This is a genomic window from Streptomyces sp. Ag82_O1-12 (genome assembly GCF_900182715.1).
Taxonomy (GTDB): Bacteria; Actinomycetota; Actinomycetes; order Streptomycetales; family Streptomycetaceae; genus Streptomyces; species Streptomyces massasporeus.
In genome coordinates this window covers 6,933,681-6,946,327 of sequence record NZ_FXUW01000001.1, presented here as the reverse complement: position 1 = coordinate 6,946,327, position 12,647 = coordinate 6,933,681, and the positions used below count along the sequence as shown (strand labels likewise).

The 12,647-nt window shown below is 71.5% G+C and carries 12 protein-coding genes; 7 read left to right on the top strand and 5 right to left on the bottom strand.

Translation table 11 applies throughout. The features are described 5' to 3' along the window. Positions 1-6: 6 nt before the first annotated feature. Positions 7-375, bottom strand: a complete 369-nt coding sequence (locus QOL88_RS31650) for a helix-turn-helix domain-containing protein (RefSeq protein WP_097221693.1) — start codon at positions 373-375, stop codon at positions 7-9. Beyond that, positions 372-623, bottom strand: coding sequence for a thiamine-binding protein (locus QOL88_RS31645; protein WP_097221692.1), 252 nt, complete (start codon positions 621-623; stop codon positions 372-374). The genes QOL88_RS31650 and QOL88_RS31645 overlap by 4 nt, the downstream gene beginning before the upstream one ends. 163 nt (positions 624-786) lie before the next feature. On the opposite strand from QOL88_RS31645, the gene QOL88_RS31640 reads away from it, so the two are divergent. From QOL88_RS31640 to QOL88_RS31620, 5 genes are all read left to right on the top strand, one after another. Further along, positions 787-1,608: a TIM barrel protein gene (locus tag QOL88_RS31640; RefSeq protein ID WP_097221691.1), complete on the top strand. Its 822-nt coding sequence runs from the start codon at positions 787-789 to the stop codon at positions 1,606-1,608. Positions 1,609-1,634: 26 nt separating this feature from the next. Further along, entirely contained in the window at positions 1,635-2,525 is an 891-nt protein-coding gene (locus tag QOL88_RS31635; protein ID WP_097221690.1) for a 2-hydroxy-3-oxopropionate reductase, read from the top strand. A 208-nt stretch (positions 2,526-2,733) separates the two neighbouring features. Continuing rightward, positions 2,734-4,191, top strand: coding sequence for a catalase (locus QOL88_RS31630; protein WP_097221689.1), 1,458 nt, complete (start codon positions 2,734-2,736; stop codon positions 4,189-4,191). A 310-nt stretch (positions 4,192-4,501) separates the two neighbouring features. Continuing rightward, complete coding sequence (locus tag QOL88_RS31625; protein WP_179879014.1) at positions 4,502-4,738, top strand: hypothetical protein; 237 nt, start codon at positions 4,502-4,504, stop codon at positions 4,736-4,738. 158 nt (positions 4,739-4,896) lie between these two features. Beyond that, complete coding sequence (locus QOL88_RS31620) at positions 4,897-5,613, top strand: TIGR04222 domain-containing membrane protein (RefSeq protein WP_097221688.1); 717 nt, start codon at positions 4,897-4,899, stop codon at positions 5,611-5,613. An 86-nt stretch (positions 5,614-5,699) separates the two neighbouring features. On the opposite strand, the gene gcl is transcribed toward QOL88_RS31620, so the two are convergent. Beyond that, entirely contained in the window at positions 5,700-7,484 is a 1,785-nt protein-coding gene (gcl, locus tag QOL88_RS31615; protein WP_097221687.1) for a glyoxylate carboligase, read from the bottom strand. Positions 7,485-7,693: 209 nt separating this feature from the next. On the opposite strand from gcl, the gene QOL88_RS38970 reads away from it, so the two are divergent. Both QOL88_RS38970 and QOL88_RS31600 read left to right on the top strand, forming a co-directional pair. Continuing rightward, on the top strand, positions 7,694-8,737 hold the full coding sequence (locus tag QOL88_RS38970; protein WP_101927790.1) for a hypothetical protein: 1,044 nt from the start codon (positions 7,694-7,696) through the stop codon (positions 8,735-8,737). 44 nt (positions 8,738-8,781) lie between these two features. Continuing rightward, positions 8,782-9,288 carry a GNAT family N-acetyltransferase gene (locus QOL88_RS31600; protein ID WP_097221686.1) on the top strand — a complete coding sequence of 169 codons (507 nt, stop codon included), beginning with the start codon at positions 8,782-8,784 and terminating at the stop codon, positions 9,286-9,288. A gap of 16 nt (positions 9,289-9,304) precedes the next feature. Here the strand turns inward: QOL88_RS31600 and QOL88_RS31595 are convergent, their stop codons facing one another. Together QOL88_RS31595 and QOL88_RS31590 are read right to left on the bottom strand one after the other, a co-directional pair. Then, positions 9,305-10,891 (bottom strand): AMP-binding protein, encoded by a 1,587-nt coding sequence (locus QOL88_RS31595; protein ID WP_097221685.1) that lies wholly within the window; start codon positions 10,889-10,891, stop codon positions 9,305-9,307. Next, the gene (locus QOL88_RS31590) at positions 10,888-12,567 is read right to left on the bottom strand and encodes an AMP-binding protein (RefSeq protein WP_097221684.1); all 1,680 of its coding nucleotides are present in this window, start codon (positions 12,565-12,567) and stop codon (positions 10,888-10,890) included. The genes QOL88_RS31595 and QOL88_RS31590 overlap by 4 nt, the downstream gene beginning before the upstream one ends. Positions 12,568-12,647 lie beyond the last annotated feature (80 nt).

Below are 12,647 nucleotides of genomic sequence, written 5' to 3'. Positions count from 1 at the left end.
GGTGGGTCAGGGGGCTTTCTCGCGGTTGAGGTAGTTGTAGACGGTGAAGCGGCTGACGCCGAGGGCGCTCGCCACGGTCTCCACCCCGTGCCGTACGGAGAAGGCGCCGCGCGCCTCGAGTATCCGTACGACCTCCTGCTTGGCCCTGCGGTCCAGATCGGCCAGCGGCATGCCCTTGCGGCGCTCCATGGCGGCCAGGATGTGATCGAGGGAGTCGGCGAGCTGGGGCAGCCTCACGGCGACGGCGTCCCTGCCCTCCCAGGCCAGGACGACGTCGTCGGGGCCGGCCTCGTCGGGCGGGATCATCTCGCCGCCCATGGCGTCGACCAGGGGCTTGACGGCCGCGATGAACGGCTCGTCCCCCGCGCCGCTCACGCCTCGCCCTCCTCGACCACGTTGACCTGGAGCGAGACCCGGGTGGCACCGGCCTCCAGGGCCTTGCGGAGCAGGGCGTCCACGGCGGTGAGCACCGCGTCGGCACCGCCCTCGGCGGTGTTGCCGAACGGGCCCACATCCACGGCGTCCAGCTCGGCGGCCTCCACGACCTCGCGGGCCACCACCGCGTGCGCGGGCGCCTCGTCCAGGTCGAACGGCTCGGTCGTGAACTCCACTCTCAGTCGCACGCGCTCAACCTAACGCGCGGGACGGACTTTCCGGCAGCCCCTCTTGACAGCCCTCGCACCCCACAGGCAATCTTCCGTTAAGCAGAAACATGATTCCACAATACGGAATAGCAGACTGCTGAAGGCAAGCACCACCGAAGACAAGGAAGGGAGCGCCGCCCCGATGGGATTCGCAGACCAGCGCTTCAACGTCAACCTGTCGATCCTCTTCACGGAGCTCCCCCTCCTGGAGCGCCCCGCGGCCGCCGCCGCGGCGGGCTTCACCGCGGTCGAGCTGTGGTGGCCCTGGGTCGACTCACCGGTCCCCGAGCAGTCCGAGCTCGACGCCCTCAAGCGCGCGATCGAGGAGGCCGGCGTCCGGCTCACCGGCCTGAACTTCTACGCCGGGCAGCTCCCGGGCCCGGACCGCGGCGCCCTGTCGATCCCCGGTGAGGAGTCGGAGCGGTTCCGCGCCAACATCGACGTGGCCGCCGACTTCGCGGCCTCCCTGGGCTGCACGGCGCTCAACGCGCTGTACGGCAACCGCGTCGAGGGCGTGGACCCGGCCGAGCAGGACGCGCTCGCCCTGGAGAACCTGGTCCTCGCGGCCCGGGCCGCCGACCGGATCGGCGCGGTCCTGCTGATCGAGGCGCTGAACCGGCCCGAGTCCCCGCTGTACCCGCTGGCGTCGGCCCCGGCGGCCGTGACCGTCGTGGACCGGGTCAACGAGGCGACGGGACTGGGCAACGCCCGCTTCCTCATGGACCTCTACCACCTGTCCATGAACGGCGAGGACCTCCCCGCGGTGATCGAGCGGTTCGCCTCGAGGACCGGGCACGTGCAGATCGCCGACAACCCGGGCCGCGGCGCGCCGGGGACCGGCTCGCTGCCCCTCGAAGACCTCCTCGACCAGCTGAAGAAGGCGGGCTACGACGGCTGGATCGGCCTCGAGTACAAGCCGGGCGACCGCCCGAGCGCCGAGGCCTTCGACTGGCTGGCCCGCTGACCCCCGTATCCGAAAGGCACCCCATCATGAGCACACTCCCCAAGGTCGCCTGGATCGGCCTCGGCATCATGGGCTCCCCCATGTCCGAGAACCTGATCAAGGCGGGCTACCAGGTCACCGGCTTCACGCTGGAGCAGGACAAGCTGGACCGGCTGGCCGCCGCCGGTGGCACCGCGGCCGGTTCGATCGCCGAGGCCGTGCGGGACGCCGACGTCGTCATCACGATGGTCCCGGCCTCCCCGCAGGTCGAGGCCATCGCCTACGGCCCGGACGGCATCCTGGAGAACGCGCGGTCCGGCGCGCTGCTGATCGACATGTCCTCGATCACCCCGCAGACCTCGGTCGACCTGGCGAAGGCGGCGAAGGACAAGGGCATCCGCGTCCTGGACGCCCCGGTGTCCGGCGGTGAGGCCGGTGCCATCGAGGCCGTGCTGTCCATCATGGTCGGCGGCGAGCAGGCCGACTTCGACACCGCGAAGCCGATCCTCGACGCGCTCGGCAAGACCATCGTGCTGTGCGGCCCGCACGGCTCCGGCCAGACCGTGAAGGCCGCCAACCAGCTGATCGTCGCCGTGAACATCCAGGCGTGCGCCGAGGCCGTGGTGTTCCTGGAGAAGTCCGGCGTGGACCTGAAGGCGGCGCTGGACGTTCTCAACGGCGGGCTCGCCGGCTCGACCGTGCTGACCCGCAAGAAGGACAACTTCCTCGGCCGGGACTTCAAGCCGGGCTTCCGGATCGACCTGCACCACAAGGACATGGGCATCGTCACCGAGGCCGCCCGCAACGTCGGCGCGGCCCTGCCCGTCGGCGCCGTGGTCGCCCAACTGGTCGCGTCCCTGCGTGCGCAGGGCGACGGCGGCCTCGACCACTCGGCGCTGCTGCGGGCCGTGGAGCGGCTCTCCGGCGCCCAGGTCTGACCCTCCCCCGACCCCCGTAGCCCCGGGGGTTCCCGATCCCCGGGCGGCGCCGCCGCTGACACCTGTCCTGTCGCGCCCAGAGCGGCGGCGCCGCCCGGAACCAGTCATGCCCACTGCTTCAACAAACTGTTGACGCTCCGCTCGCCCCGACCCTAGGCTCCACAAAGCGGAAACATATTTCCGCTGCCCTCTCGTACGGAAGGTCACGATGTCGCAGCGCGTGCTCACCACCGAGTCCGGCGCCCCCGTCGCCGACAATCAGAACTCCGCAACCGCCGGCGTCGGCGGACCGCTCCTGCTCCAGGACCAGCATCTGCTGGAGAAGCTGGCACGCTTCAACCGCGAGCGCATCCCGGAGCGCGTGGTGCACGCCCGCGGCTCGGGCGCGTACGGCCACTTCGAAGTGACCGACGACGTCACGGACTTCACCCACGCCGACTTCCTCGGCGCGGTCGGCAAGCGCACCGAGGTGTTCCTGCGCTTCTCCACCGTGGCCGACTCGCTCGGCGGCGCGGACGCGGTGCGCGACCCGCGCGGTTTCGCGGTGAAGTTCTACACCGAGGAGGGCAATTACGACCTCGTCGGGAACAACACCCCGGTGTTCTTCATCAAGGACCCCGTCAAGTTCCCCGACTTCATCCACTCGCAGAAGCGCGACCCGTTCACGGGCCGTCAGGAGCCAGACAACGTCTGGGACTTCTGGGCGCACTCCCCCGAGGCCACGCACCAGGTGACCTGGCTGATGGGCGACCGCGGCATCCCGGCCTCGTACCGGCACATGAACGGCTACGGCTCGCACACCTACCAGTGGACGAACAGCCGGGGCGAGGCCTTCTTCGTCAAGTACCACTTCAAGACCAACCAGGGCATCCGGTCCCTGAGCAGCGAGCAGGCCGCCGAGATCGCCGGCAGGGACCCGGGCTCGCACCAGACGGACCTGCTCCAGGCCATCGAGCGCGGTGTGCACCCGTCCTGGACGCTCCACGTCCAGCTGATGCCGGCGGCCGAGGCGGCGGACTACCGCTTCAACCCGTTCGACCTGACCAAGGTGTGGCCGCACCAGGACTACCCGCTGCGGCGGGTGGGCCGGCTGGTGCTGGACCGCAACCCGGACAACGTCTTCGCCGAGGTCGAGCAGGCCGCGTTCTCCCCGAACAACTTCGTGCCCGGCATCGGACCCTCCCCGGACAAGATGCTCCAGGGCCGCCTGTTCGCCTACGCGGACGCCCACCGCTACCGCCTGGGCGTCAACCACACCCTGCTGGCCGTCAACGCGCCCCGCGCCACGACCGCGCAGAACTACGGCCGGGACGGCCTCATGGCATCCAACCCGCAAGGCCGGTACGCCAAGAACTACGAGCCGAACTCCTACGACGGCCCGGTCGAGACCGGCCGCCCGCTCGCGGCGCCGCTGGCGGTGAACGGCCACACGGGCACCCACGAGGCGCCCCCGCACACCAAGGACGACGACTTCTTCCAGGCCGGCGAGCTCTTCCGGCTGATGTCCGCCGAGGAGAAGTCCCGGCTGGTCGCGAACATCGCCGGGGGCCTGTCCCAGGTCTCCCGCGACGACGTGATCGAGAAGAACCTCGCGCACTTCCACGCCGCCGACCCCGAGTACGGGCGGCGCGTGGAGGAGGCGGTCCGCGCCCTGCGCGAGGACTGAACTCCCTGACCGTGTCCGACCGCCCGGGGCGACCCGGATGAGGGGTGGTCCCCCGGACACGGACACGGTCAGGGCGAGGACCGCGGCGGCTGCGAGCCAGTGCGGTGGTGAAGGGCCCGGACCGGCTTCTCGACCTGAGGGAAACCGGCCCCGGAGCCCGTCGCACCCGCCGCGGTCCCAGCACCACCCACCCCTCTCCCCCCAGACCCCGTCCGGCGGCGCGAACGTCCTGTCGCGCCCAGCCTCGCGCCGCCGGACGGCCAGCCGTTCCCAGGGTGCGGATCGGTCCCGTTCGCAGCAGCCTGGGGGCATGGCACCTCCCACCGAGCAACCGCATGTCGTGGTCCACGCCCCCGCCCTGGACGGCTCCCGCCGGGTCACCCTGGGCGAGGAGCCGCTGGGCCTCGCCACCCACACCGATGACGTCGCCGAGATCCTGCGGCTGGCCGACCTGTACGTCACGGACGTCGCGGAGAGCGACCTCGTGGAGTGGCAGGGCGGCGGGCCGGACGAATGGCCGGGGCTGTCGGAGCACGACGAGGCGTGAGCGCGCCTACGGCACCGGTCGTACAGCCCGCACGGAACCCTCAAATCAAGCTCTGAACCCGGCCCCGGGGGCTTCAACCGCCCCCGGGGCCGGGCACATTCTCGTCACACGGGGCCCGTCGGCACGGGGGCGGCGGGCCCCGGTACGGGGGTGAAGCCATGAGCGACGGTACGGCGGTCCGGCTGGAGCCGCACGAGATCGCACTGCTGGGTCAAGGCCCGCGGGCCGCCGTCACCGTCGCCGTGGTGGACCTGCATCTGCGGGGCCTGGTGGAGCCGGACCTGCCCGGGACGATCCGGGCATGCGTCGCGGACGCCGTGGGGGCCGTGGACGCCGTGCTGCCGCCTTCTCCCCTCGCGGCCGCGGTGGGGGCCGTGGACGCCGTGCTGCCGCCTTCTCCCCTCGCGGCCGCGGTGGGGGCCGTGGACGCGGTGCTGCCGCCTTCTCCCCTCGCGGCCGCGGTGCACGCCTGCCTGCGCGCGCCCGCGGCTCCGAAGGCCTTGGTGAAGGATCCCGAGGTCCGCCTCGCGGTGGCCGTCATGCGCATCCCGCTCGCGGAGGCGGGCCTGCTGCGCCATCCCCTGCTCGGCGCGACCCGCGCCGCCCGGCGCCACGTCCGGGCCCTGTGGCACGAGCACCCCCTGCCGGCGAGCCGGCACGGCCTGACCGACCACGAACGGCTGCTGCTGGTCGCCCTGCACGGCGAGGCCGCCCTGCGGCTGCTGGTACCGCGGTTCGCCCTGCGGGCGGGTCTGGTCCGCCGGGCCGAGGTGGGCGCCGCGGCCCTCCTCAAGGACTCACAGCGCGGTACGAACAGCGGTGGCGGCGCCTTCCTCTCCTGCGGCGGGGGCGGTGGAAGCGGAGGCGGCGAGTGAGGTGGCCGACGCCCTTCGAGGGGGCCGGGAACGTGTGAGGGGCGGCCCGTCCTCCCGGACGGGCCGCCCCTCCTGCCGCGTGGGTCTCAGACCTTCAGCGGCTTGATCGACGTCGGCGCATGGCCCGGCTCCGTGGCGATCTCCTCGAACTCCACGACGTTGCCGATGTCGTTGGTCGTCGACATGGAGATGTTGGTGACGCGCTCCAGGATCGCCTCGACGACGACCGGGACCCGGTGCTCCGCGGCCAGCTTCTTGGCCTGCTCGAAGGCGTCGCCCAGCTCAGCGGGGTCGGTGACGCGGATCGCCTTGCAGCCGAGGCCCTCGGCGACCTTGACGTGGTCGACGCCGTAGACGCCGAGCTCCGGGGAGTTGAGGTTCTCAAATTCCAGGTTGACCTGGAAGTCGATCTCGAACGCCCGCTGCGCCTGCCGGATCAGGCCCAAGTAGGAGTTGTTCACCAGGACGTGGACGTAGGGGATCCGGTGCTGCGCGCCGACGGCGAGTTCCTCCAGCATGAACTGGAAGTCGTAGTCGCCGGAGAGGGCGACGACGGACGCCTCCGGGTCGGCCTTGGCGACGCCGAGCGCGGCCGGGATGGTCCAGCCGAGCGGGCCGGCCTGGCCGCAGTTGATCCAGTGCCGGGGCCGGTAGACGTGCAGCATCTGGGCACCGGCGATCTGCGAGAGGCCGATGGTGGAGACGTACCGGGTCTCCGGGCCGAAGGCCTTGTTCATCTCCTCGTAGACGCGCTGCGGCTTGATCGGGATGTCGTCGAAGTGCGTACGGCGCTGGAGGCTCGCCTTGCGCTCCTGCGCGGCCTCGGCCCACGCGGAACGGTCGGGCAGCCTGCCGTCCGCCTTCAGCTCGCGGGCGACCTCGACGAACAGTTCCAGGGCGGCCTTGGCGTCGGAGGCGATGCCGTAGTCCGGGGCGAAGATCTTGCCGATCTGGGTGGGCTCGATGTCGACGTGCACGAACGTCCGTCCGGCCGTGTAGACGTTGAGGTTGCCGGTGTGGCGGTTGGCCCAGCGGTTGCCGATACCGAGGACGAAGTCGGACTCCAGGAAGGTCGCGTTGCCGTAGCGGTGCGAGGTCTGCAGGCCCACCATGCCGGCGTTCAGCTCGTGGTCGTCGGGCAGCAGGCCCCAGCCCATCAGGGTCGGGACGACCGGAGTGCCCGTCAGTTCGGCGAATTCGACGAGGAGTTCGGCCGCGTCGGCGTTGATGATGCCGCCGCCCGCGACGATCAGCGGCCGCTCGGACGCGTTCAGCATCCCGATGGCCTTCTCGATCTGGGCGCGGGACGCGGCGGGCTTGTAGACCGGGAGCGGCTCGTACGTCTCCGGGTCGAACTCGATCTCCGTGAGCTGGACGTCGATCGGCAGATCGATGAGGACCGGGCCGGGGCGGCCGGAGCGCATCAGGTGGAAGGCCTGCTGGAAGACGCCCGGGACCTGCGCGGCCTCCAGCACCGTGACGGCCATCTTCGTGACCGGCTTGGCGATGGAGGCGATGTCGACGGCCTGGAAGTCCTCCTTGTGGATCACGGCGGTCGGGGCCTGGCCGGTGATGCACAGGATCGGGATGGAATCACCGATCGCGGAGTACAGGCCCGTGATCATGTCGGTGCCGGCCGGGCCCGAGGTGCCGATGCAGACACCGATGTTGCCCGGGTGGGTGCGGGTGTAGCCCTCCGCCATGTGCGAGGCGCCCTCGACGTGCCGGGCGAGGGTGTGGGCGATGCCGCCGGAGGCTTTGAGCGCCGCGTAGAACGGGTTGATCGCCGCGCCGGGGACACCGAACGCGTCGGCGATGCCCTCGCGCTTGAGGATCTCAACTGCCGCGCGGGCAGCGGTCATTCGAGCCATCGAGTACTCCTGCTTCGGCTGTCGGATTCGCACTCCCGTCGCGCCCCGCGGTGAGCTCTTCCGTATTGCGGAAATTGTTTTCTACGATCTGGAATGAATGTATGTGGGGTGGGCGAAGGGCGTCAAGAGACGGCAAGCGCCGGACAGGCCGGGGCCCGAGGGAGCACGATGGGCACGCTGTCCCGATACGACACGGTTCTGGAGTGGACATGCCCGAGACCGTTCCGGTGCGCTGCCCGGCCTGCCGCCGCGAGCACCGCTACACGGCACCGGCGTACCCCTGCGTGTGCGGCGCGCCGGTCGCCCCGCCCCTGGACCGCGACGGCTCGGCGACGCCCGTATCGCATCGGGTCTGGCAGGACGACTGGGTGGCGGTGCGGTGCGGCTCCTGCGGGCGGCGCGGGGAGTGGCCGCGCCCGGAGGTGGGGTGCGCGTGCGGGGTGGTGCTGCGGGTGACGGTGGTGACGGAACAGGGATCAGCGGGGCGGGCCGCGGCGGGTGACGGGAGCGGAACGGCAGCCGCCCAGGGCCCGGAGACCGACCAGGACCGCACGGCAGCCGCCCAGGAACCGAAGACCGACCAGGACCGCACGGCAGCCGCCCAGGAACCGGAGACCGACCAGGACCGCACGGTGCGCGGAACGGCAGTCGCCCAGGGCCCGGGCAACGACCGGAGCGGTGCGGCCGGCCAAAAAGGCCCGCCCGGCCAGGAGGGCGCAGCCGACCAGCCCGACCAGCAGGGCGCAGCCCACCAGCCCGACCGGCCCGACCGGAAGCGCACAGCCGACCGGCACCGCACGCCCGGGACGCACGACACGCACCACGGCCCGCGAGATGCCGCGGCCGGCGTCGCCGAGGCGCGTTCGGCCCGGCCCCCCTTCCTCTCCGTCACGATCCGTACCGCGCGCGATGCCGTCACGGCCGCCGCCCTGTATCTGCGCTGGCTCGGCTACCGGGGCGTGCGCAGGGCTGACCAGCGTCCGCCCTCCGGCATCGGTCTCGCCGCCCGCGGTGTCGTCGCCCAGGTGGATCCGGCGGTGCGCCCGGCGAGCCTGCGGGACGTGGAGTGCCTGTGGCTGACGGCCATGACGGAGTCCGCGGACTGCCTCTACTTCTCCCTCGCCGGGTACGCCGACGACGCCCGGGCCCGCGCCGACGCCCTCGGCGTCCCGCTGTTCGTGCTGGACCTCACCGGCACCCCGAGGCCGGTGAACGCCCCGGCCGAGACGCTGGCCGCCACCGGCACCGGGTAGCGGAGCGCCCTGCCCCGGACTCGATGGCCCCGCATACTCACCGCATGCGTATCCGCCTCGCCACCCGAGCCGAACTCCCGGCCCTCCAGGACCTCGAAGGGGCCGCCGGAGCCCCCTTCCGCGACCTCGGCATGCCGGAGATCGCGGACGACGAACCGCCCGCGCTCGACGTACTGGAGCGCTACCGCCGGGCGGGCCGCTGCTGGGTCGCGGTGGACGAGGGGGACCTGCCGGCCGCCTACCTCCTCGCCGAACCCGTGGACGGTGCCCTGCACATCGAGCAGGTCTCGGTCCACCCACGCGCCGCCCGCCGGGGCGTGGGCCGCGCCCTCCTGGCCCACGCCGCCGACCGCGCCCGCGAGGAGGGCCTGACGGCCCTGACGCTGACCACCTTCACGGACGTCCCGTGGAACGCCCCGTACTACGCCCGCCTCGGCTTCCGGCCCCTCCCCGAGGCGGACCTCACGCCCGGCCTCCGCGCGATCCGCGCGACGGAGGCGGCGCACGGCCTGGACCGCTGGCCGCGGGTGTGCATGCGCGCACCGCTGTGACCGGCGGCCGCGCCCCTCAGCCGTCCGCGAACCTCTCCCGCAGCTCCACCTTGCGCACCTTCCCCGACACCGTCATCGGGAAGGAGTCGAGGATCCGCACCCCGCTCGGGACCTTGTAGTGCGCCAACTGCCCCGCACAGAAGGCCCGGACCTCCTCCAGCGTCGGCGGGTCGGCCGGGTCGCGGGCGATGACGCAGGCCAGGACCTCCTCGCCGTAGCGCTCGTGCGGGACGCCGACGACCTGGACGTCCTGGATCTTGGGATGGCCGTAGAGGAACTCCTCGATCTCGCGGGGGTAGATGTTCTCCCCGCCCCGGATGATCATGTCCTTGATGCGGCCGACGATCTCGACATAGCCGTCCTCGCGCATCACGGCGAGGTCGCCCGTGTGCATCCAGCGGCCGGCGTCGACGGACTCGGCGGTCTTCTCCGGCTCGTTCCAGTAGCCGAGCATCACGCTGTAGCCGCGGGTGCACAACTCCCCTGCCGTGCCGCGGGGTCGGGTGACTCCCGTCGCCGGGTCGACGATCTTGACCTCGATGTGCGGCAGGACCCGGCCGACCGTGCCGGTGCGGTGCTCCAGGTCGTCGTCCCTGCGGGTCTGCAGCGACACCGGGGACGTCTCGGTCATGCCGTAGCAGATGGAGACCTCCGCCATGTGCATCTCGGCGACCACCCGCTTCATCACCTCCACCGGGCAGGGCGAGCCCGCCATGATGCCGGTGCGCAGGGAGGAGAGGTCGTAGGAGGCGAAGTCGGGGAGGTTCAGCTCCGCGATGAACATGGTCGGGACGCCGTAGAGCGAGGTGCAGCGCTCCTGCTGGACCGCGTCCAGGGTGGCCTTCGGGTCGAAGGACGGGGCGGGGACGACCATGCAGGCGCCGTGCGAGGTGGCGGCCAGATTCCCCATGACCATGCCGAAACAGTGATAGAACGGGACGGGAATGCAGATTCTGTCCTGCTCGCTGTAGGCGATCGACTCACCCACGAAATAGCCGTTGTTGAGGATGTTGTGGTGGGAGAGGGTCGCGCCCTTCGGGAAGCCCGTCGTGCCCGACGTGTACTGGATGTTGATCGGGTCGTCGCAGGAGAGTTCCGCGTACACCGCGTCGGCGGTCGCCCGGCCCAGCAGCGCCTCCCAGCCCGGGTCGCCGAAGTAGACCACCTCCCGCAACTCCGGGACACCGCCGCGCACTTGCTCGACCATCGCCCGGTAGTCGCTGGTCTTGTGACTGAGGGAGGCGAACAGCAGGGACACGCCCGCCTGCTTCAGGACGTACTCCACCTCGTGGGTGCGGTACGCCGGGTTGATGTTCACCATGATCGCGCCGATGCGGGCGGTGGCGTACTGGACGAGCACCCACTCGGGGCAGTTGACGGCCCAGATGCCCACCCGGTCGCCCTTGGCGACGCCGCAGGCGTGCAGGGCGGAGGCGAGTTCGTCGACCGCCGCGCCGAACTCGGCGTACGTCCAGCGCCGTCCGGAGGGCACGTCGACCAGGGCCTCGCGGTCCGGCCAGGCCGCCACAGCCCGGTCCAGATTGGCCCCGATGGTGTCGCCGAGCAGCGCCGTCGCGCCGGTGCCGTGGCTGTAGGAGTTCACCGGAAGTCCTCCTCGCGGTACTCGGCGTCCGACCCGGCCGCCGTGGCCTCACGCAGCTCGATCCGGCGGATCTTGCCGGAAACGGTCTTGGGCAGCTCGCCGAACTCCAGGCGGCGGATGCGCTTGTAGGGGGCCAGGGCCTCGCGGGAGTGCTCGAACAGGGCCTTGGCGGTGCCGGGGCCGGGCTCCCAGCCCTCGGCCAGCACGACGTACGCCTTGGGGACGGCGAGCCGCAGTTCGTCCGGAGCGGGCACGACCGCCGCCTCGGCGACCGCCTCGTGCTCCAGCAGCGCGCTCTCCAGCTCGAACGGGCTGATCTTGTAGTCGGAGGCCTTGAAGACGTCGTCGCTGCGCCCGATGTACGTCAGGTAGCCCTCGTCGTCCCGGGAGGCGACGTCACCCGTGCGGTAGTAGCCGCCGGCCATCGCCTCCGTCGTACGGTCCGCGTCGCCGTGGTAGCCGGTCATCAGGCCGACGGGGCGCTCCGACAGGTCGAGTGCGATCTCGCCCTCCGTGGCGCCCGGCGCGCCGGAGACGGGGTCGAGGAGTTCGACGCGGTAGCCGGGGCTCGGCCGGCCCATCGAACCGGTCTTGAGCGGCTGGCCGGGGCTGTTGGCGACCTGGACGGCCGTCTCGGTCTGGCCGAAGCCGTCCCGGATGGTGAGGTGCCAGGCGCGGCGGACCTGCTCGATGACCTCGGGGTTGAGCGGTTCGCCTGCCGCGACGACCTCGCGGGGCGGGGTGCGCAGCTGCGTCAGGTCGGCCTGGATGAGCATGCGCCACACGGTCGGCGGGGCGCAGAAGGTGGTGACGCCCGCCCGGTCCATCTCCGTCATGAGACGAGCGGCGTCGAAACGCGTGTAGTTGTGCAGGAAGACCGTCGCCTCGGCGTTCCACGGGGCGAAGAGATTGGACCAGGCGTGCTTGGCCCAGCCGGGTGAGGAGATGTTCAGATGCACGTCGCCGGGTTTCAGGCCGATCCAGTACATGGTCGACAGATGGCCGATCGGGTACGACGTGTGGGTGTGCTCGACGAGCTTGGGCCGGGCGGTGGTGCCCGAGGTGAAGTAGAGCATCAGCGGGTCGTCGGCCCGGGTCGGGCTCTCGGGGGTGAAGTCGGCGGAGGCCTCGTAGGCGTCGTCCAGCGGCAGCCAGCCGTCCGGCACCTCGCCTGCGGCGCCCGCGGCGATGCGCGTGTAGTCGCCGGGGACCTCGGCGAACTTCCCGGTGTCCTCGGGGCGCGCGATGACGTGCCGGACCCGGCCGCGCTCGACCCGGTCGCGCAGGTCGGCCGGGCCGAGCAGCGGGGTGGCCGGGATGACCACCGCGCGCAGTTTCATCGCGGCGAGGGCGGTGATCCACAGTTCCGCCTGGTTGCCGAGCATGACGAGGATCCGGTCCTCGGCCCGCACGCCCCGGTCGCGCAGCCAGGTGGCGAACTGCGCCGACCGCACCGACATCTCCCCGAAGGACAGCCGGGTCTCACGGCCGTCCTCCTCGACCAGGTGCAGGGCGGTGCGGGCGTTGCCGTGGGCGATCACGTCGAACCAGTCGAGCGCCCAGTTGAAGTACTCGGGGCGGGGCCAGCGGAAGCCCGCGTAGGCGGTGGGGTAGTCGTCTCGGTGTTCCAGCAGGAAATCCCGCGCCTCGCGGAACAGCTCCGTCGCCGATGTCATCTGTCCTCCTGGGTACCGGACCATTGCCGGGCGGCTCTCAGCCATCGTGTAATCCGTGATGCAGGTCTCACTACCCCCGA

Excerpts from the sequence above, each read along its gene's own strand:
- QOL88_RS31635 (WP_097221690.1), top strand. The coding sequence starts at position 1,635 with ATGAGCACACTCCCCAAGGTCGCCTGGATCGGCCTCGGCATCATGGGC.
- QOL88_RS38970 (WP_101927790.1), top strand. The coding sequence starts at position 7,694 with ATGCCCGAGACCGTTCCGGTGCGCTGCCCGGCCTGCCGCCGCGAGCAC.
- QOL88_RS31620 (WP_097221688.1), top strand. The coding sequence starts at position 4,897 with ATGAGCGACGGTACGGCGGTCCGGCTGGAGCCGCACGAGATCGCACTG.
- QOL88_RS31630 (WP_097221689.1), top strand. The coding sequence starts at position 2,734 with ATGTCGCAGCGCGTGCTCACCACCGAGTCCGGCGCCCCCGTCGCCGAC.
- QOL88_RS31625 (WP_179879014.1), top strand. The coding sequence starts at position 4,502 with ATGGCACCTCCCACCGAGCAACCGCATGTCGTGGTCCACGCCCCCGCC.
- QOL88_RS31640 (WP_097221691.1), top strand. The coding sequence starts at position 787 with ATGGGATTCGCAGACCAGCGCTTCAACGTCAACCTGTCGATCCTCTTC.
- gcl (WP_097221687.1), bottom strand. The coding sequence starts at position 7,484 with ATGGCTCGAATGACCGCTGCCCGCGCGGCAGTTGAGATCCTCAAGCGC.
- QOL88_RS31600 (WP_097221686.1), top strand. The coding sequence starts at position 8,782 with ATGCGTATCCGCCTCGCCACCCGAGCCGAACTCCCGGCCCTCCAGGAC.
- QOL88_RS31590 (WP_097221684.1), bottom strand. The coding sequence starts at position 12,567 with ATGACATCGGCGACGGAGCTGTTCCGCGAGGCGCGGGATTTCCTGCTG.